This is a genomic window from Lysinibacillus sp. 54212, from assembly GCF_036662795.1.
GTDB lineage: Bacteria > Bacillota > Bacilli > Bacillales_A > Planococcaceae > Lysinibacillus_B.
Genome location: NZ_JBAFWZ010000024.1, coordinates 37,690 through 55,029, shown reverse-complemented (window position 1 = coordinate 55,029; position 17,340 = coordinate 37,690). Strand labels below are relative to the sequence as shown.

The 17,340-nt window shown below is 39.0% G+C and carries 18 protein-coding genes, 2 tRNA genes and 1 pseudogene; 7 read left to right on the top strand and 14 right to left on the bottom strand.

From position 1 onward, the window contains the following. Positions 1 to 116: 116 nt before the first annotated feature. The 4 genes from V4T18_RS14815 to V4T18_RS14800 all read left to right on the top strand — a co-directional run bounded on the left by V4T18_RS14815 (position 117) and on the right by V4T18_RS14800 (position 3,762). A complete protein-coding gene (locus tag V4T18_RS14815; protein WP_332650618.1) occupies positions 117 to 407 on the top strand; it encodes a DUF6792 domain-containing protein in 291 nt (96 codons plus the stop codon). Between the two features lie 439 nt (positions 408 to 846). Next, positions 847 to 1,518: a hypothetical protein gene (locus V4T18_RS14810; RefSeq protein ID WP_332650617.1), complete on the top strand. Its 672-nt coding sequence runs from the start codon at positions 847 to 849 to the stop codon at positions 1,516 to 1,518. An 18-nt stretch (positions 1,519 to 1,536) separates the two neighbouring features. Continuing rightward, positions 1,537 to 3,426 (top strand): DUF6792 domain-containing protein, encoded by a 1,890-nt coding sequence (locus tag V4T18_RS14805; protein ID WP_332650615.1) that lies wholly within the window; start codon positions 1,537 to 1,539, stop codon positions 3,424 to 3,426. Between the two features lie 3 nt (positions 3,427 to 3,429). Further along, on the top strand, positions 3,430 to 3,762 hold the full coding sequence (locus V4T18_RS14800) for a hypothetical protein (protein WP_332650613.1): 333 nt from the start codon (positions 3,430 to 3,432) through the stop codon (positions 3,760 to 3,762). A gap of 188 nt (positions 3,763 to 3,950) precedes the next feature. On the opposite strand, the gene V4T18_RS14795 is transcribed toward V4T18_RS14800, so the two are convergent. From V4T18_RS14795 to V4T18_RS14765, 7 genes are all read right to left on the bottom strand, one after another. Further along, positions 3,951 to 4,916: a peptidyl-prolyl cis-trans isomerase gene (locus V4T18_RS14795; protein ID WP_332650611.1), complete on the bottom strand. Its 966-nt coding sequence runs from the start codon at positions 4,914 to 4,916 to the stop codon at positions 3,951 to 3,953. Further along, positions 4,894 to 5,781: an Hsp33 family molecular chaperone HslO gene (gene hslO, locus V4T18_RS14790; protein WP_332650609.1), complete on the bottom strand. Its 888-nt coding sequence runs from the start codon at positions 5,779 to 5,781 to the stop codon at positions 4,894 to 4,896. Before hslO ends, V4T18_RS14795 begins: the two co-directional genes overlap by 23 nt. An 18-nt stretch (positions 5,782 to 5,799) precedes the next feature. Next, positions 5,800 to 6,567, bottom strand: a complete 768-nt coding sequence (locus tag V4T18_RS14785) for a type III pantothenate kinase (RefSeq protein ID WP_332650606.1) — start codon at positions 6,565 to 6,567, stop codon at positions 5,800 to 5,802. 192 nt (positions 6,568 to 6,759) lie between these two features. Continuing rightward, the gene (ftsH, locus tag V4T18_RS14780) at positions 6,760 to 8,781 is read right to left on the bottom strand and encodes an ATP-dependent zinc metalloprotease FtsH (RefSeq protein WP_332650603.1); all 2,022 of its coding nucleotides are present in this window, start codon (positions 8,779 to 8,781) and stop codon (positions 6,760 to 6,762) included. A gap of 135 nt (positions 8,782 to 8,916) precedes the next feature. Further along, a complete protein-coding gene (gene hpt / locus V4T18_RS14775) occupies positions 8,917 to 9,459 on the bottom strand; it encodes a hypoxanthine phosphoribosyltransferase (RefSeq protein WP_332650601.1) in 543 nt (180 codons plus the stop codon). A 31-nt stretch (positions 9,460 to 9,490) separates the two neighbouring features. After that, positions 9,491 to 10,891, bottom strand: a complete 1,401-nt coding sequence (gene tilS / locus V4T18_RS14770; protein ID WP_332650599.1) for a tRNA lysidine(34) synthetase TilS — start codon at positions 10,889 to 10,891, stop codon at positions 9,491 to 9,493. A 155-nt stretch (positions 10,892 to 11,046) separates the two neighbouring features. Continuing rightward, entirely contained in the window at positions 11,047 to 13,416 is a 2,370-nt protein-coding gene (locus tag V4T18_RS14765; protein ID WP_332650596.1) for a SpoIIE family protein phosphatase, read from the bottom strand. 257 nt (positions 13,417 to 13,673) lie between these two features. On the opposite strand from V4T18_RS14765, the gene V4T18_RS14760 reads away from it, so the two are divergent. Continuing rightward, positions 13,674 to 13,750, top strand: a tRNA-Met gene (locus V4T18_RS14760). A 2-nt stretch (positions 13,751 to 13,752) separates the two neighbouring features. Further along, a tRNA-Glu gene (locus tag V4T18_RS14755) sits at positions 13,753 to 13,824 on the top strand. A gap of 73 nt (positions 13,825 to 13,897) precedes the next feature. On the opposite strand, the gene V4T18_RS14750 is transcribed toward V4T18_RS14755, so the two are convergent. Together V4T18_RS14750 and V4T18_RS14745 are read right to left on the bottom strand one after the other, a co-directional pair. Beyond that, positions 13,898 to 14,056 carry a hypothetical protein gene (locus V4T18_RS14750; protein WP_332650595.1) on the bottom strand — a complete coding sequence of 53 codons (159 nt, stop codon included), beginning with the start codon at positions 14,054 to 14,056 and terminating at the stop codon, positions 13,898 to 13,900. A 200-nt stretch (positions 14,057 to 14,256) separates the two neighbouring features. Next, a pseudogene (locus tag V4T18_RS14745) lies at positions 14,257 to 14,376 on the bottom strand (polysaccharide deacetylase family protein); the annotation flags it as partial. Between the two features lie 239 nt (positions 14,377 to 14,615). Here V4T18_RS14745 and V4T18_RS14740 point away from each other — a divergent pair. Further along, positions 14,616 to 14,816, top strand: coding sequence for a hypothetical protein (locus tag V4T18_RS14740; RefSeq protein WP_332650593.1), 201 nt, complete (start codon positions 14,616 to 14,618; stop codon positions 14,814 to 14,816). 88 nt (positions 14,817 to 14,904) lie between these two features. On the opposite strand, the gene V4T18_RS14735 is transcribed toward V4T18_RS14740, so the two are convergent. From V4T18_RS14735 to V4T18_RS14715, 5 genes are all read right to left on the bottom strand, one after another. Further along, positions 14,905 to 15,330 (bottom strand): S1 domain-containing RNA-binding protein, encoded by a 426-nt coding sequence (locus V4T18_RS14735; RefSeq protein ID WP_332650591.1) that lies wholly within the window; start codon positions 15,328 to 15,330, stop codon positions 14,905 to 14,907. 211 nt (positions 15,331 to 15,541) lie between these two features. After that, entirely contained in the window at positions 15,542 to 15,961 is a 420-nt protein-coding gene (locus V4T18_RS14730) for an FtsB family cell division protein (protein ID WP_332650590.1), read from the bottom strand. A gap of 48 nt (positions 15,962 to 16,009) precedes the next feature. Beyond that, positions 16,010 to 16,471 (bottom strand): spore cortex biosynthesis protein YabQ, encoded by a 462-nt coding sequence (gene yabQ / locus V4T18_RS14725; RefSeq protein WP_332650588.1) that lies wholly within the window; start codon positions 16,469 to 16,471, stop codon positions 16,010 to 16,012. Continuing rightward, positions 16,468 to 16,764: a sporulation protein YabP gene (yabP, locus tag V4T18_RS14720; protein WP_442916948.1), complete on the bottom strand. Its 297-nt coding sequence runs from the start codon at positions 16,762 to 16,764 to the stop codon at positions 16,468 to 16,470. Before yabP ends, yabQ begins: the two co-directional genes overlap by 4 nt. A 283-nt stretch (positions 16,765 to 17,047) precedes the next feature. Next, positions 17,048 to 17,338, bottom strand: coding sequence for an RNA-binding S4 domain-containing protein (locus V4T18_RS14715; RefSeq protein ID WP_332650586.1), 291 nt, complete (start codon positions 17,336 to 17,338; stop codon positions 17,048 to 17,050). Between the last annotated feature and the right edge of the window lie 2 nt (positions 17,339 to 17,340).

Sequence of the window (17,340 nt, the reverse complement as noted above, 5' to 3'; positions counted from 1 at the left end):
CTAAATGCTTAAACGAAACAGAAGAATGCAATTTAAACCTTGATCAAGAAAGAGATAGGGCAAAAAAAATCTTCCATTCTGTTCGTTTTAACCCCTAATATGAGAGAGGTGATTTTGTGAAAGAGGTTCTATTTTCAGATGAATTGCGTGGACGAATTGTTGATTTGGAGTATGGTAAATTGACAGAAGAAGCGATAAAACGAATTTATTTCGAGGAAACTGGAAAAGAATTAACGGTTGATATTCAGCTATATCATGCAAAGGATTATAGCAAAAAACTAGACATCAGAAAAAATGGGTTTGACCATTTCTTCGATAAAAGTACGAGAATCGATGAAGCCATGGCACTTCAACCAAATCTACACAATCGATCCAAAAGCCCTCGACTACAAGGATGCTGGGGTTAATACTCACCGTCTTGTAGCAGAGGAACCTATTTTATTACATTTTACAACATCCAATAAATCAAAACTTAAATTCGTCATCAACTCTTAACAGCTGATGGTTTTTTTATTGCTTATTTGCTTCGCTGTCATTAATCGAACGTCCATAGCCGCTATTAAAATAGAGCTCAACTATAAAGGGTCTTGATGAATGAACCTTTTCCTCAATAAGTAATATTAGCGGGTATGAAAATTTTCCCTTTTTCAAAAGAGAAGTCTAGATGAAAAGCATTAATTTACGTGTACCATATCGTTTACCTCCCCATTATCTGGTAAATTATTGATAAGGTAACCTTCGTATAGTTATATGGCTTTTTAACATTAGTTTAAGTAGGATCTTTGAGATATAACTCCATAATGCTTTCAATAAGAATATGTAGTCAATAAGGAGAGGAGCAACATTTTGAAAAAGCGTTACTTACCATTTCTTTTTGCAGCGACTTTATTAATAGGAGGTTGTGGGTCAATGAATACAAATGACAGTTCAGGTACTAATTCAAAAGAGAAGGAGGTACAAACTGCTGCCCTGCAGGATGAGTTTACAAAAGAGTTCATTCCTTCTACAAAAGAAACTGAAGAAGGATACTATACATTTGAATCGGGCGTTGGTGGTTATACCATGCTATACCCTGTGAATGCAGTGATGGATCAAACGTTTTATCAATACCGAGATCAAGACTATGAAGTTATTTATTTCTGGGAAGACCGCGAAGATGAAAATTATGGATATTTTGTCACAGGACGATTTGAAGAAGGGAAATTTACACAGCTGATTGATAGCAATCTCGATTTAATGATAGGTTCAGAAAAATTAGTAACGCCTGCAGACTTTGAAAATTATTCAGTAGAAGATAATGATATTTACTTTGCTGATTTTAGACAAAATATAAATGATGATAAAAATGGATTTTATTTTACTTTTCTGGGTTATATAAAATCCCAGACTAGCGAAAAAGCAATAAGCTTAGAGTATAGCTCTACATGCTTGAGTAACACGGAAGAATGTAAGCTTAACCTTGATCAAGAAAGAGAACGGGCAAAAAAAATCTTCCATTCTATTCGATTTAATCCTTAATAAGAAAGAGGTGATTTTGTGGAAGAGGTTCTATTTTCAGATGAATTGCGTGGACGAATTGTAGATTTGGAGTATGGCAAATTGACAGAAGAAGCGATAAAACGAATATATTTCGAGGAAACCGGAAAAGAATTAACGGTTGATATTCAGCTATATTATGCAAAGGATTATAGCAAAAAATTAGATATAGGTAAAAATGGTTTTGATGGTACTATTGTCCATTTTTTCGATAATGGTGCAGGAATCAATCAAGTGTATTCCATCGCGCGCGGTAGCGAAATGCCAGAAGAAGAAAACTGGCGCCCTGAGGACTGGATGTATAATACATTTGGTATTTTCGTAGGACAAAATCAAGGCCAATATCTTGATGCCCAAAGGTTTGAGCGGGAAGTTACTTACCTCATCAAGAAACAAACCGAAAAAAGTAATATTAAATTAGAGAAAATTGGGCTTGGTCACTCATTAGGAGGCAATACGAAGCAATTGCAGCAATTAATTGATCAGGAATTCGATAAAGTTTATACAATTAACGCTGCACAGCCAACTGTATATCAACTAGCTTACGTTGATAGTGGTTTTCGAAAAATATTAAATGAAAACTTTGATTTGAAGACAAGAAGCTTCATAGAACTTTACACTATCGACCCAAAAGCTCTCGTAAAATTCGCTGAACAATACTACAAGGATGCGGGGGATAATATTTACCGCCTTGTAGCAGAGGAAGATTTGCTGTTAGCTGTGAGCGAGAATATCCGGGGCTTCATCAAGGTTGGGCATGGCGAGCCGATTGATACGATGGCGGGCTTCGCTGGCATTGGTAATATTCTAGGGGAAATTCCGGATAAGGATATCCAGGCGATTCAAATGTATATGGCTAAATATGCATCCCAATACAATAAAGGAGGATTTGACGGGGCCGTCGCGGCAATGATAGGCATTGATCTAAAATTGATTGACAAGATACTGGAGAATGATGGCGTGTGGGATCATATTAAGGATGGACCGCACATAATCAAACAAGCGATTCCTATGCTTCAAAATGCGTGGAAAAAAATCCCCGAATTCCAGAAGCATTTATCAGTGATCCATAAGAATTTGGATCCTATTTTATCCGCTATGGTAAAGCACGGCTATGTCAATCAGAATCAAAAAGAGGCTGTTCTTGGTGCAGTAGAAGGAATCGAAAAGGATTTAAAGGATATACAGGATGCGATCAATAAAGCACTAAAACCTAATCTTACTGGCTTTGGCTACATCAAAGACATTATTGATGCCTATAAAACAATAAAAACTAAATGGAAGAGCATTACGAATCACCTCGATACAATTCAGATGAGCCTGAGCGATTTAATGGAAGCCATCAATAAAAGTGTCCATGGACATGAAATCTATAATCTGCTGGAAGCACTCGCAGCTGATAAAGGGAAGGCATACAAAGGAAAAGACCTGATTGTGACGGTGACCAGCAAGGGACAAAAGGTGAAGATCAATCTTTCTTCCGCCGTGCGTATTTATACTACAGGAATGGCCATCTATGATCAGAAAGAAGAAGTACTGAGACGTATGAAATCTGCATATGAAATGAACTATTTGCAGGACTTTGAAAGGAGAAAAGCGAGGTTGATAGCGGAGATTACAGATATGGAAACCAACTATTCTAAGTATCAGTACTTGCTCGGGCATTACACGTACGATGCCTATATGAGATATGTTTTGACAGGCATAAATGTACATGAAGATATTCCGCCGCTCTCTTTACTCTTTACAGCTTCGTTTGAAAATATGTTTTTTTATTATGAGGATGAGATACAAAAAGGGCGACAGGCAATGGCAAACATAAAAAAGACCATTGAAGATTATTTCAAATTTGATCAGGATCTTGCAAACACTATAGGAGCGGGGGGATGAAGCTTGCCACAGCAAAATATGTTACACCAGTTTTTTAAGTATGAAGATTTATCATATAAAGCAAACTCATTTATTACAACGATACAGGAGCTACGTCAGTTAGGCGGGGAGCTGCAAGGTTTCATTCAACAGGAAACATCCGAACAAACGGGCGAAATCATTGAAGCGATTAATGAGTCTATTCAAACTCAAGAGAAAATGAATCATACATTACATGATGCATATGAAACCATTATGAAAAACATGGCGAGTGACTATTCACAACATATCCATGACATAAATGGACAGAATATAACACTGTATTATGAAGTGATTATTACTAAAAAACAACCATGAAGGTAGTCTTCACTATATTGAAGGGAAAGTAACTAAATGAAGTTCAAGCATTGACCGTTTTTTCTGCATAAGTGGAAAAGTTGGTCTTTTTTTAAAAAAAAAAAGCTGCAAAAAAGCGCAATCCGATAATCAAGCTCGAATTGCACTTTTTAAAAGGGTTCACGAAACGTGCTTAAAGTACTCCCCTATTATTGCGCTTCCCCATAATACCATTTTGCTTTAAATTCAGACCAGAACACTTCAGGCGCGATAGTAGATGGAAGCTGTTCCATCGCCAGCTCGCGGGCTATATGTCCCTGTACCTCTTCATATGTAAACTCTTGTCCTTTATTCACCTCTAACACTTGTAAAAGTGCATATCTGCCATCGCTTAGTGAGACTGGACCACTTACCTCGCCTTTTTTCAGCTTTTGGACAGCTGAGGAAATGCTGCGATCGACGCCGTCTTGGTCTGCCGTTACATAGCCGATATCGCCACCTAAGCTAGCAGAAGCCGTATCAAGAGAATGTTCTCTCGCTAGCACCGAAAATTCCGATCCACTTTTTAATTCTTTTTGAACATTTTCTGCATCATTCTTTGACTTTAACATGATAATGCTCGTGCGATAGGAGGTCGGTATATTATAAAGCGATTTATTTTCCTTATAGTATGCAGCGGTTTGTTTGTCTTTAATGACAATATCCTTTGCTAGCACTTTTTCTAAAATAAGCTGCGCTCGAATCTTTTGATGTAATTGTTCTTTCGTTAAATTTTCCATCGATGTATCCGTAGTATCTTGAGCTGAATGCATTAGTGCAATCTCAAGCTCAATTTCCTCTTTTGATACGTTAATATCGTATTTTTCCGAGGCTTTTTCCATAACAGCTTCATTCACTAAATCCTGTAGGGTTTCCTTACCATACCGGCTTTCCATCTCTGAGAGCCATTGCTGTCTCGTTATTTTATCACCGTCGATAGTAGCAACTGGCTCGTTGCTACTATCCTTTTCTCCCGACGGTAACAGCCATAGCACAAACCAAAAAATATTCCCTAGCAGTAAAATGCCTAGTAGGGTTAAGGCGGGCTTAGTTTTTAAACGTCTTTGCGATAACGGTATTTTCGTGGGCGTAGATTGAGGTGTTAATCCTCGATTATTGTTGCGCATTGATTTCATCAATGAGTCCTTCAAGCTCTGTTTTAGAGAAATCATATGTCTCTAAGCAGAAGTGACATTGTGTTTCAATTTGACCAACCTCGTCGATCATGTCTTGAATTTCCTGTACACCTAAACCGATAATCGCCGCACCGAATCGCTCTTTTGAACATTGACATTGGAACTTCACTGGCATTGAATTTAAAATTTGTACATTTCCTTCACCTAAAACAGCCTCTAAAATCTGCTCTGGTGTAAAGCCTTTTTCAATCATTTTTGAAACTGGCTCAATACTTGCTAACTGTGCCTCAATCGCATCAATTGTTTCGTCCTCACAGCCAGGCATTAGCTGAAGAATAAAGCCACCAGCCGCTAAAATCGTATTGTCGGGATTCACTAGTACACCCAGTCCTACTGATGAAGGTACTTGTTCACTCGTTACAAAATAATACGTAAAGTCCTCTGCAATTTCACCCGAGACAATCGGCGTTTGACCAGAGAACATATCGCGCATACCTAAATCCTTTACGACTGTAATAAAGCCTTCTGTCCCCACTGCACGGCGGACATCTAGCTTCCCTTGCTCATTTAAATCAAAGTGTACCTGACCATTCGTTACGTAACCACGTACATCTCCCTTTGCATCTGCATCGATAATCATTGGCCCAATTGGACCGTTACCTTCAATTTTTACCGTTATTTTGTCGTCACCTTTAAGCATGGCTCCCATCATGACACTTGCAGTCATGGAACGGCCAAGTGCTGCCGATACGATTGGCCACGTATTATGACGACGCTGTGCCTCGCCAACTGTGTCTGTTGTACGTACTGCAAACGCACGTACATGTCCGTTATATCCAATCGCTCTTACTAAATAGTCTCCCATGTTGTGATTCCTCGTTTCTTATTGATTTCTTTTGTAAATGATATAAAGTCCTTTTAGTGTTAAGAAAGGCTCTACAATATCGATGTGTGTTGTTTCATTGGCAATTAATCGTGCTAGCCCACCTGTTGCAATTACAAGAGGCTCTTTTTTACTTTGTGCCTTCATGGAGCTAACAATACCCTCTACTTGTCCAATAAATCCGTAGAAGATGCCTGCCTGCATAGCGGCTACGGTATTTTTACCAACAACATTTGTCGGTCGTGCAATTTCAATACGTGGTAGTTTCGCTGCTTTTGTATATAAAGCCTCGGTAGAAATCGATATACCTGGTGCGATGGCGCCCCCCATATACTCACCGTTTTCGTTAATATAACAATATGTATTAGCTGTGCCAAAATCAACGATAATAAGCGGCTGACCCCCGTACTGTGAGATCGCTGCAATCGCATTCACAATGCGATCCGCTCCTACCTCACGCGGATTTTCATACTTAATGTTTAAGCCTGTTTTCACACCTGGTCCGACAATTAGAGGCTTTACATGAAAGTATTTGTTACACATCGCCTCTAGTGCGAACATTATAGGCGGTACTACAGAGGAAATAATAATACCTGTAATTTGATCAAATGCAATATTTGCGTTCAGAAAAAATGCCTGAATTTGCATCGCATACTCATCCTCTGTTTTATGGCGATCCGTACTCATTCGCCAGTGAAACGCTAGGTCGTCATGGTTATACACGCCTAGTACGATATTAGTGTTGCCTGCATCTAATACTAAAATCATCGCTTCTCACACCTACCAAGTTCATTTGATAAAAATCATACCATAGAAAGAACAATAATTAACAGTCGATACCTCTAACCTAATTAGAAAAACACATCTCGCCCCAAATTAAGAGCGAGATGATGTGCCCTATACTTTCTTATAAAGCTATAAAAAAGCTGACTGCCCGAGGACAATCAGCTCCTTTTATGTTTATTTATGTCGCTCGTCAAAGCCTGTAGGACGGTCTGTGCCGTCTTCAGTCGGTAACTCAGCAACAGTTGGATCTTTTTCACCTACAACTTGCTTTTCAACAGAAGGCGTTCCTGCCGTTTCAACTACTACATCAGCTGATTCTGCTGTATTTGCTGCTTCAGCATCCTCTTTTGAGTAATCTTTACGCTCCGGTAATGTACCGTGCTCTTTTAAATGTTGAATTTGTTCTGCATCTAACGTTTCTACTTCAAGTAATGTTGTAGCAATTAAATTTAATAAATCACGATTTTCCGTTAAGATTTGCTTCGTACGCTCGTATTGTTCTACGATAATTGTTTGCATTTCTTTATCAATTTCATAGGCAATTTGATCAGAGTAGTTTTGCTCTGAGTTAAAGTCACGACCTAAGAATACGTTGCCACCTTGAGATGAACCGAATTGCATTGGCCCTAGCTTATCACTCATACCATACTCTGTTACCATTGAACGGGCAATACCTGTCGCACGCTGGAAGTCATTATGTGCACCAGTTGATACTTCGCCAAAGACGATATCCTCTGCTACACGACCGCCAAGCAGTCCTGCGATTTTGTCTAGTAATTCAGGCTTTGTCATGAAGTAACGGTCTTCTTTTGGAAGCATTACTGCATAGCCACCCGCTTGCCCACGAGGTACGATCGTTACTTTATGCACTTTCTCGGCTTGGTCTAATGTTAACCCAACAACTACGTGACCAGCCTCATGGAATGCCACAATGTTACGTTCTTTTTTAGAAATAACTCGGCTTGATTTAGCTGGACCCGCAATTACGCGGTCTGTTGCTTCATCAATATCCTTCATATCGATTTTCTTCTTATTTTCACGCGCTGCAACAAGTGCTGCCTCGTTTAATAAGTTTTCTAAATCGGCACCAGAGAAGCCTGGTGTACGCTGTGCAATTGCTTTTAAGTCGACATCCTCACGTAATGGCTTGTTACGGGCATGTACTTTAAGTACCGACTCACGCCCCTTCACATCTGGACGACCTACTGTAATTTGACGGTCAAAACGACCTGGACGTAATAACGCAGGGTCTAAAATATCCGGACGGTTCGTAGCGGCAACGATAATAATCCCTTCGTTTGCACCGAAGCCATCCATTTCAACTAGTAATTGGTTTAGCGTTTGCTCACGCTCATCGTGACCACCACCAAGACCTGCTCCACGTTGACGACCTACTGCATCAATTTCATCGATAAAGATAATACATGGTGCATTTTTCTTTGCGTTTTCGAATAGATCACGTACACGCGATGCACCGACACCGACAAACATCTCTACGAAGTCAGAACCTGAAATCGAGAAGAACGGAACGCCAGCTTCACCAGCAACCGCACGCGCAAGTAATGTTTTACCAGTACCTGGAGGACCAACAAGTAAAATACCTTTTGGAATACGTGCGCCAATTTCCGTAAATTTGCGGTGATCCTTTAAAAACTCTACAACTTCCACAAGCTCGGCCTTTTCTTCATCCGCGCCCGCTACGTCGTTAAAGCGTACTTTCTTTTTCTCCGTATCATAAAGCTTAGCTTTACTTTTACCGAAGTTCATCACTTTATTACCGCCACCTTGAGATTGGCTCATTAGGAAGAAGAATAAAATGATAATAATAATGAATGGAATAATCCCCGTGAAGAATTGTACCCACCCACTTGTTTCTTTCATTTTTTCCCATTTAACATCTGGATAATCCGTTTTAAAATTATTAAAGCGGTCCATTAAGCTTTGGCTATTTAGAGGTAAGTTAACTGTAAACTCTTCGCCCTCTTTTGCACCTTTCATTTCGCCTCTTGCAACTAATACGCCACCATCAGGTTGCAGCGTTACCTTTTCGATTTTTTTAGAATCTAAGGCTTCTAAAAACTCATAATACGTTAAATCTTCCGTTGGTTTATTGCCACTATTGAAAGTGCCAAAAATACCAATTATTACAAGAAATATTAATAAATAAAATATGGTGTATCGAAATATTCGATTCATCCCCAGCCTCCTCACAACATAACAGAAAAACTATAAGTAAAATCTTAACATACGATTATTTCTTCATACAACGAAAAGCACTAAGTAAATTGCGAATTACTCGATTTTTGTCGAAATAGTTACATAAATTTCTTTTTAAAATGAGTATACTTCTCGTTTTAGAATACCAATGTACGGTAAGTTACGATATTTTTCTGAGTAATCTAATCCATAGCCTACAACAAAGCCATCAGGCACCTCAAAGCCAACTAAATCTGCCTTTAAATCTACTTTACGACCCGATGGTTTATCTAAAAGCGTGATAATTTTAATTGATTTTGCTTTACGATATTTAAATAAATCAACGAGATAGCTTAATGTTAAGCCACTATCGATAATATCCTCGATGATCATGACATCACGACCTTCGACACTTGTGTTTAAATCCTTTAAAATTTTCACTTCTCCAGAAGAAACCGTTGCATTGCCGTAGCTTGAAACGTCCATAAAGTCCACTTCGATATAAGAATCAAAGCGCTTCATTAAGTCTGTCATAAAAGGCATAGCCCCTTTTAAAACACCGACAGCAAGTGGAAATTCATCCTTATACATGTCTGTTAGCTCTGCACCTAACTCCTTAATACGCTCCTGTATTTGCTCTTCTGAAATTATTACTTTTTCAATATCATTTTGAATCATATTGATTCCTCCTCGAGATTGTTCAAACGCTCTATTCCGCTATCTGCTCGATAATTAACACATAATCATCATTCGCTCGCCTATGTTTCGAAAATTTATTGCTTACACGAACACCTAGTATGGCCAAAACATCTTGTTGAACATCGACGAGTAGTGGGCATTCATCTCGCTTTGCTAAAGGGATTTTTTCGTCTATAAAAATCCGCGAAACTCGCTTTGGCCTTTCCATGCCTGGCAAGAGCATACGATCCCCTTGCTTGCGAGCTCTTATACTAATTGGGAAAGATACAGTTTGTGCACTAAAATAATACACTTGTGCTTGATCGCTTTGTGGTGCGGCCATCTGAGAGGTTTCTCCTATGTAAACACGAACACCAATCAATTCATTCCAATCATTTAAAACAAGCTGCTGTTGGGGTATTGGCATGTTCGGCTGCTCTTTTTCAAAGAACATATTGCCATACTCTCGTCTAACAACAAAGTGTTCGGGTAAGTTCATCATGGCACTTCCATTTTGATTTTTAAAGAAGTTCAAAATGGCTGTACATAATGTCTGACTTTGAAACAGGTTTTTATCGTTATAAAGATAGTTTAATAGTATTAAAATGAGTCTCCTTTGTAAAGCAAGTGGCTCTTTTTGAAATGAGTTGATTGCAACCTTGTATGAATGCTCCCCATTTTTAATAACTATTCGGTCGAAAGCCTGCTGTGTTAGCTCCTGTAAATAGGCATCGTCCTGTGCAAGCTGAAGTGAAAATTGGACAGCATGCTGGGCAACATTTTCATTTTCCTGCTTTAACAGTGGGACAATTCGATGTCGAAATCGATTTCTTGTGTAATCATCCTTTGCATTGCTAGCATCTTCACGAAAAGAACCGTCTTTTTGTTGTAAATATGTCCTTATTTCTTCTTTTGTAACCATTAAAAATGGGCGAATAACAAAATGTTTTGCAAATGGGCGCTTCACTTGAATGCCTTGCAAGCCATTTACGGTTCCAGCCTTGGCTAGAGCCATCAGTATAGATTCAAGCTGATCATCTGCATGATGAGCCGTCACTAGTTTATTTAGCGAATGCTTTTGAAGCATTTCATTGAAAAAGCGGTAGCGATGTTCTCTGCAAACCGCCTGCGAATTACCACCTTGTGCTGCTAATATTTCCGGAATCGGAATGGCGGTGCTTATGCACGCTATACCCCGTTCCTCACAAAAGGCTTCCACGAAGATGCGGTCCTGTGCAGACTCTTCACCGCGCAGCATATGATCGACATGAGCTACCATAAATTCAATCTCTAAATGATGCTTCATTCTTTCAAAAAAAGTGAGAAGCGCCATTGAATCGACGCCCCCCGAGCAGGCAATGAGAAGACGATCCTTCTGTTGTATCAATCCTTCGTCCATTATGAACTGCAAAACCTTTTGTTCAAAATTCATCCTCTTCATCACCTTCTTATTATGAACACTGTTTTAATTTCTAATTGAATCAATTTCATCATTCAATGCGAATATTCGTACCGCTCTAAGGACGAGCGACAACGACTACATCATAATATTGACATAATGTTTATACGTTTACCCATTTCCGGCTTCTATAGCTGAAGGACAGACCATTCAGGGTTTATATGCTTTATTTTACATGTTATTACGGTACAGTCATCCTCAATTTCATAAAACTGTTTATAATGCTCCATTACATCGTATAATAATACATCCATCGGCATTTTTTGTTTACTTTTTTGCTGCAGCTGCCCGAGGAAATATTGCTCCTGCTCCTGCCAGTCGTGTGTACTTGTAAAAAGACCGTCTGATACCATTACGATGATGTCGTCCGCTAATAGCTTAATTTTATCTGTTTCGATTGAAAATGCCGGCATAAACCCTACAGGCGCCGTTCCTCCCTCAATCTTTAATACTGTTTCCCCCCGTAAAATATACGTTGCTACACCGCCCGCCTTCCACGACCACATCGCACCATCCTGTAGATCAAGTAGAGCAAAATCAATGGTTGCATACATATCGGCATCACGCTTTAATGACATTATATAATGCATCGTATGCATGGCCGTTTCAGGGTCCAATTTATAGCTTAAGCACTCTCTAAGCAATCTAATCAGCTGCTTGCTTTCTCGTTGTGCTTTTTTATTATGCCCCATTCCATCTGACAGGATCATCGCCATTAGCCCGTCATGTAGAGGAAATAGGGCGTGCGCATCGCCTGATACGTTCTTCGTTTTTGCCTGACTATATATATCATACTCCACTTCATAGCGAACTGCCGACTGAAGGCGCACCTCGACATAACTGAATGGCTTTGTTTTATGAGAAATTTTTTCGATACGGAACGGCTCATGATATAGCTCATAAAATATCGGCATAATAATTCGTTCACATAATTGGATCGTTTCGTATTCCTGATAATTTTTTAATAGCAGTGAACATACAATTAAACGCTCTCCTGCCTGATTATTTAAAATATCGATTTGAAAGCAATTTACATTCGCTCGCTGCAAGGCTTGCGCAAGCTCTGCTTCCTGCGTTTCAAACGATATCGTCTGTTCCTTCATTTGCTCTAGCAGCTCATGTAAATGATTACTTACATCACGCAGCTGCAGGGCAATCATCTTCTTACCATGATAAAGCTGATTATTCATTTGTTCCTGATAAAGCTGCATATGCAATTCATCGAGCAGCTTAGAGGACTTCACACACTTTAATTTAATGAGCTCCTCCGCCTTGACGATTGCATGCTGCTTCGGCATTGTTTTCGCGCGATAATATTCTGCAATATGGTTAGAGATGTCATTATTTTGCTCTCCCCAGCATCGCTCATAACGGAAGCAGCCACTACATGTAGCAAAAGGTTCAACCTTTCGAGATACAGTATCCTTCAACGTAAAACGATCATAGACCAGCTCCTTCATAAAGCCAACAAACTGTTGAAATTGCTCTACTGTTTGTGCCGTATGGTCTGTTAGCCATTGCTGGCGCTTCATCAGTACTTCATCTCGCTTTGGGTATAGAATTGCCCGTAAATCCATTACATATTGCTTTTTAAGCAGGGTAAAAAGGACAATGGCGATACCAATCGAAACAAAATACACAACATCTAGCGGCAAAGTAGCATCATAAAAAAAGAAAAAGATGCTCGGTACGACACTACCAACCGCTACGCCTACGCGACCAAGCTTCATACAGCTTCCCGCCGCAACCCCTGTTAAAGCATAAAGCGCTACCATCCCTGTGAACGATAGTTTAGCCACACCAACAATCGCCCCTGTAATCGTGGCTGTCATTGTAGCTAACGGTACGCCGCCTACAAGGGCCGCTACAAGAATAAGAAAATGTAAAAATAACGGCGCTAAGCCTATATAGGAAATCGTAACAGATTGCATGCCTGCAATAACTGCGGCCAAAACGACAAATCCTGCCCCAATTCGTTCGTATGTCCATTCTGTAGTAAAAAAACGGTGGGCAGGTAATAAAAAGACTTGGAGAAATAATGTCATTAAAAAGGCTAGTGCCACTTCATAAAACACATACAGCTGGATAAGTATGGGTGGTAGGCCACTATAGGAAATCGTTTGCCACATAGCCTGGACAATCAATATCGCTGTTGCTACAGCAAGCGTTGTCGGCAATTTATAAAAACGAAATCTTTTGACGAGCTCAAACACGATAAGCTGCAAGCAAACTATCACAAGCTGACCAAAATTTAATAGTAATGCCCCTAGTAGCCCCCCTATTAATGTTGGGGCCTTTAGATTGTCATAACGCAGTCGCACAATTGCCCAGAGTGGAACTAAAAATGGCACGGTTGCTTCAAAAAATATAGTTTGTGCTAAAAAGAATGCCATTAGGAAAAAGCTTACTTGTAATATGCGCATTGATTTTTTTCCATCTACTTCTTGATCCTTTTGCTTTAAAACTGCTAAATGGCGTAACGTTCCAATATTGACCATAATTTCAACCCCCTTGTGCTTAGAGCCATAATTATATAAAAAAATAGAAGTAAATTTTGTCTGTTTATAAAGGGTGGTTAAAAAAATTGTTCGACGAAAAATATAATAATCTGTGTTTTTCTGACTAGTATTTCTCTAGTAGTGCATTCGGTATAAACTAGTTAACCATAAATAACTATTATTTTTATTAAATTTTATTGAAAGATTACTTGACACATTGATACATCGCTAGTATTATTAGTTTTGTTGTTAATTTTGGCTGCCTAGCTCAGCTGGCTAGAGCATTCGGTTCATACCCGAAAGGTCGTGGGTTCGACTCCCTCGGCAGCCACCAACGGCCCGTTGGTCAAGTGGTTAAGACACCGCCCTTTCACGGCGGTAACACGGGTTCGAATCCCGTACGGGTCATAATAAAAAGTCCAAGACGATTGTTACGATCGTCTTGGACTTTTTTATTTATAGATAGATGTTTTATTAAACGTTAAATAACATTCTCATCTAGCTTCATATTTCGACTGATAATTTCTTCAAGTATTGGATACCAATCCGCTACTGATTGTATTTTTAAGCTTAATAAATAATGAGTTAGCGCCTGCCTGTTTTGCTGCATTTTTGCTTTATCATGTAAAACGGATACCAATTGTTGCTCAATCGAATCTTGACTATCAATGGCAAACGCTAAACTATTCTGTAGTAAATATTCGAAATTCTTTTCCTCCTGGCCTGGTAGTACATACGTTGATTTACTTTATTAAACGCGTCACCCATCATTGTAGAATGAATCGGAATGCCTGTTACAATCATTTTATCCTCAGCTACTCCTAATTGTTGAAACCCCTAGCGCATTCCTACTATAACAAAGGTAGCTTTTATTCCATAGTGCTTTAATAGATCAAGTAATTGAGGCATATAGTAAGGGTGCGGTCCATCATCAAATGTCAATGCAATCCCCCCGAGCAATGCCTCTGCACAGTAGGATGTCGTCGTAAAATGGCCGTTGCCCCTACTGAATATCCGAGATAGAGTGATAGCCCTGATAAAAACACTGTCGATTTTTTCAATGTGCACCTCCCTAGAATGTCGTTCCTCTCTATACGTATACACTTTGCATATGGTTGCAACCTTTCACATGCCTGTCATACGTTATCCTTTTTTTCGAACGTTGTGTCGATTATGATAAGTAGAGGAGGTTTTTATAAATGATTACTGATTTTCGAATGTTATCCTTGTTATGTTCATTGAGTGCTATTTTTATTATACTTGGATTCTTCTTAACAAAAATACCCATTCTAGCACAAATTCTCATTCTTCTTATAGGGCTGGGATTAGGAATTTATACTTTTGTTTGCTTAATTGCTTTATTTATTAAACAGGTCAAGGAAGATAAATTTGGACAATAAAAAAGAGATTAAGTACTATGTATTCAAAGTACTTAATCCCTTTTCAATTTATATGACACTTTTTCTATAAATTAAAACAGCCAGCAAACTACCCTCTTCTTGCTCCACGGCCGCCGCGTTTAGATTCTGTTGCACGTTTTAATGTAGCAAGTCGCTCATCACTATCCTTTAGGAAACGTGCCATTTTTTGTTCAAAGTTTTCTTTCGGTTGACGATCGTTACGCTCGTTTTGACGGTTATCGCGACGTGGACGTTGAGGACGCTCTGGTCGCTCAGCTTGAGGCTTTGCTTTACGAATTGAAAGACCAATCTTCCCATCCGCTTCAACATTCATCACTTTAACTTCAACCTCATCCCCGACTTTAAGATGCTCGTTGATGTCCTTCACATAGTTGTCTGCCACTTCACTAATGTGAACTAAGCCCGTTTTGCCATCTGGCAGCTCAACGAATGCTCCGAAATTAGTGATTCCTGTTACTTTACCTTGTACTTTGCTGCCTACTTCAATTGACATAAAAAAAATGCTCCTCCTTAATTTTTAAGCGACTGTATCAGTCTAATATAAAATCATCAAACTTAACTACAAGTTCTCTTCTATTATAGCTAACATGGTAACACTGTCAACAACACACTCTCGTCATAATACGACAAAAACCCCGAAAATGACCTTTGTCTAGTCATTTGAAAAAGGCAAACACTACTATTTTTCGTGTTCGCCTTCCAATTTATTGCTTTTCATCCTGTTGTTCCTTATCTTCAGTTGGGATCGTAAAAATTATTTCGCCTTCCTCCGATAAAAAGTATTCCTTACGTGCTAGTTTAGCAATATATTCGTCATCTTCTAGTTTTGTAATTTGTAGGTTTAACATAGCCTGCTGTTCTTTTACAGCTTCAAGCTCAGCTAATACTTCAGCTTTTTTTTCTTCCTTTTCTGCTAATCGTTCTTTTTGATTGCTTGCTGCATTTGCTAAAATTGCAAGAACGATGGCTGCAAAGACAAAAAATACGAGCATTCTTCTACTGCGAAGAACTTTTTGCTTCTTCTCATACTGTGATTTTGCAAAGTCTGTGTTAGAACGGACATAGTCATTATCCAACGTTTTGACAGAACCTTTATGTATCTCTCGTTGCTGACGCTTCGCCACGCCGTTCACCTCCACATTCCTTTATGATGTACATTTAATTATACGAATTTACGCTCTCTTTTTAAAGGTGATTCTGTGAAGTTTCTTATATATTTTGGAAAATGGTATAAATAGCACAGTCAGAATTCGAAGGATGAATAAAAGGATATTGCGAATGATGACCATTATCATACGCACAATAAATAAAACTGGTTTTATAAATAGAATCACAAATATTCTTCCGAAAAAACGGAGCATGCGCTGAAAAAACAAGTTGTACGAAAGAATACCTGCAATTTGCGCTAGTGGGTCGATGATGCGCCACTCGCCGCCTTTTACTAAGAATAATAGATAAAACGTACCGGCACCTAGCAACGCCCATACGACTACTTCAATGTAGTTCGATAATTTATAGGAAACGGATTTTGGTGGTAGTCGACCGAGTGTAATCCGGACGCAATCGATAATAGCCCCGACCGCGATTCCAGATACAAACATGACAATCGTACTAAGGAGCTGTGCGGAAATCATCCAAATAATTTATGCAAGAAGCTTTTTGATAATCCGTTCTCTTCATCATCGTATTGCATCATCTTAATTTCGCCCTCTAGTGTTAATAACCCCTTTTCCACATCTAAATGGACGATTCGTAACTCCTCACCTCGAATAAGTAAATGTCCCTGTGATGTTTTAATAAAAAATTCTTCCTGATCGAAGCGTTCGATAGATTTTACAGAAGTCATGTCCATTCTTTTTCGATTGCGAAGTGTAACTAAATGATCTCCAGACGGAATTGTATAGCGTGTACTTTCTGTTTGCATCATAATTTTTTCCCCTTTCCTTGTCCACTTTGTTCACTGTATGCAGCAATAGAAAAAAGCATGACAACAAAAATAGATAGTTATCTTTTCTTTGGAGGGAAAAATATAGTGATGTATTCTAGGTTCCTTGCATAGAGAGATTTTTAGTTAGGTTTCTAGAGGCACATACAAGTATTTTATTTTCACACACTGCTTTGTTAGAATAAAAAAACCTTTTTAACTTTGACTTACAAAATTAAAAAGGTTTTCTTTAAGCTATTTCTTATAATTTCCCCTTGCGAACTACTTAGTCCTCATCATCAATAAATTCAGGCTCGATTTTTTCTAGTCGCTCCTCTTTGATGATTTTGAACATATTTGTTGCTTCTTCTTTGCGGACATTTTCACGAATTTCTTCGACACTAGCCGTGACAATTTTTTGACCGAAGCGAATGGCCAATTCGTCCCCTACTTTGACGGTGCTGCTTGCCTTTGCCACTTTCCCGTTAATTGTAATACGACCTTGCACAGCTACTTCCTTTGCCAGTGTACGGCGTTTAATTAGGCGTGACACCTTTAAAAATTTATCGATTCTCATTG

What these genes read in the sequence shown, in the direction of transcription:
- V4T18_RS14795 (WP_332650611.1), bottom strand. Translation starts at nt 4,916, where the DNA reads ATGAAATCAATGCGCAACAATAATCGAGGATTAACACCTCAATCTACG.
- hslO (WP_332650609.1), bottom strand. Translation starts at nt 5,781, where the DNA reads ATGGGAGACTATTTAGTAAGAGCGATTGGATATAACGGACATGTACGT.
- V4T18_RS14785 (WP_332650606.1), bottom strand. Translation starts at nt 6,567, where the DNA reads ATGATTTTAGTATTAGATGCAGGCAACACTAATATCGTACTAGGCGTG.
- ftsH (WP_332650603.1), bottom strand. Translation starts at nt 8,781, where the DNA reads ATGAATCGAATATTTCGATACACCATATTTTATTTATTAATATTTCTT.
- hpt (WP_332650601.1), bottom strand. Translation starts at nt 9,459, where the DNA reads ATGATTCAAAATGATATTGAAAAAGTAATAATTTCAGAAGAGCAAATA.
- tilS (WP_332650599.1), bottom strand. Translation starts at nt 10,891, where the DNA reads ATGAATTTTGAACAAAAGGTTTTGCAGTTCATAATGGACGAAGGATTG.
- V4T18_RS14765 (WP_332650596.1), bottom strand. Translation starts at nt 13,416, where the DNA reads ATGGTCAATATTGGAACGTTACGCCATTTAGCAGTTTTAAAGCAAAAG.
- V4T18_RS14740 (WP_332650593.1), top strand. Translation starts at nt 14,616, where the DNA reads ATGATTACTGATTTTCGAATGTTATCCTTGTTATGTTCATTGAGTGCT.
- V4T18_RS14735 (WP_332650591.1), bottom strand. Translation starts at nt 15,330, where the DNA reads ATGTCAATTGAAGTAGGCAGCAAAGTACAAGGTAAAGTAACAGGAATC.
- yabQ (WP_332650588.1), bottom strand. Translation starts at nt 16,471, where the DNA reads ATGATTTCCGCACAGCTCCTTAGTACGATTGTCATGTTTGTATCTGGA.
- yabP (WP_442916948.1), bottom strand. Translation starts at nt 16,764, where the DNA reads ATGATGCAAACAGAAAGTACACGCTATACAATTCCGTCTGGAGATCAT.
- V4T18_RS14715 (WP_332650586.1), bottom strand. Translation starts at nt 17,338, where the DNA reads ATGAGAATCGATAAATTTTTAAAGGTGTCACGCCTAATTAAACGCCGT.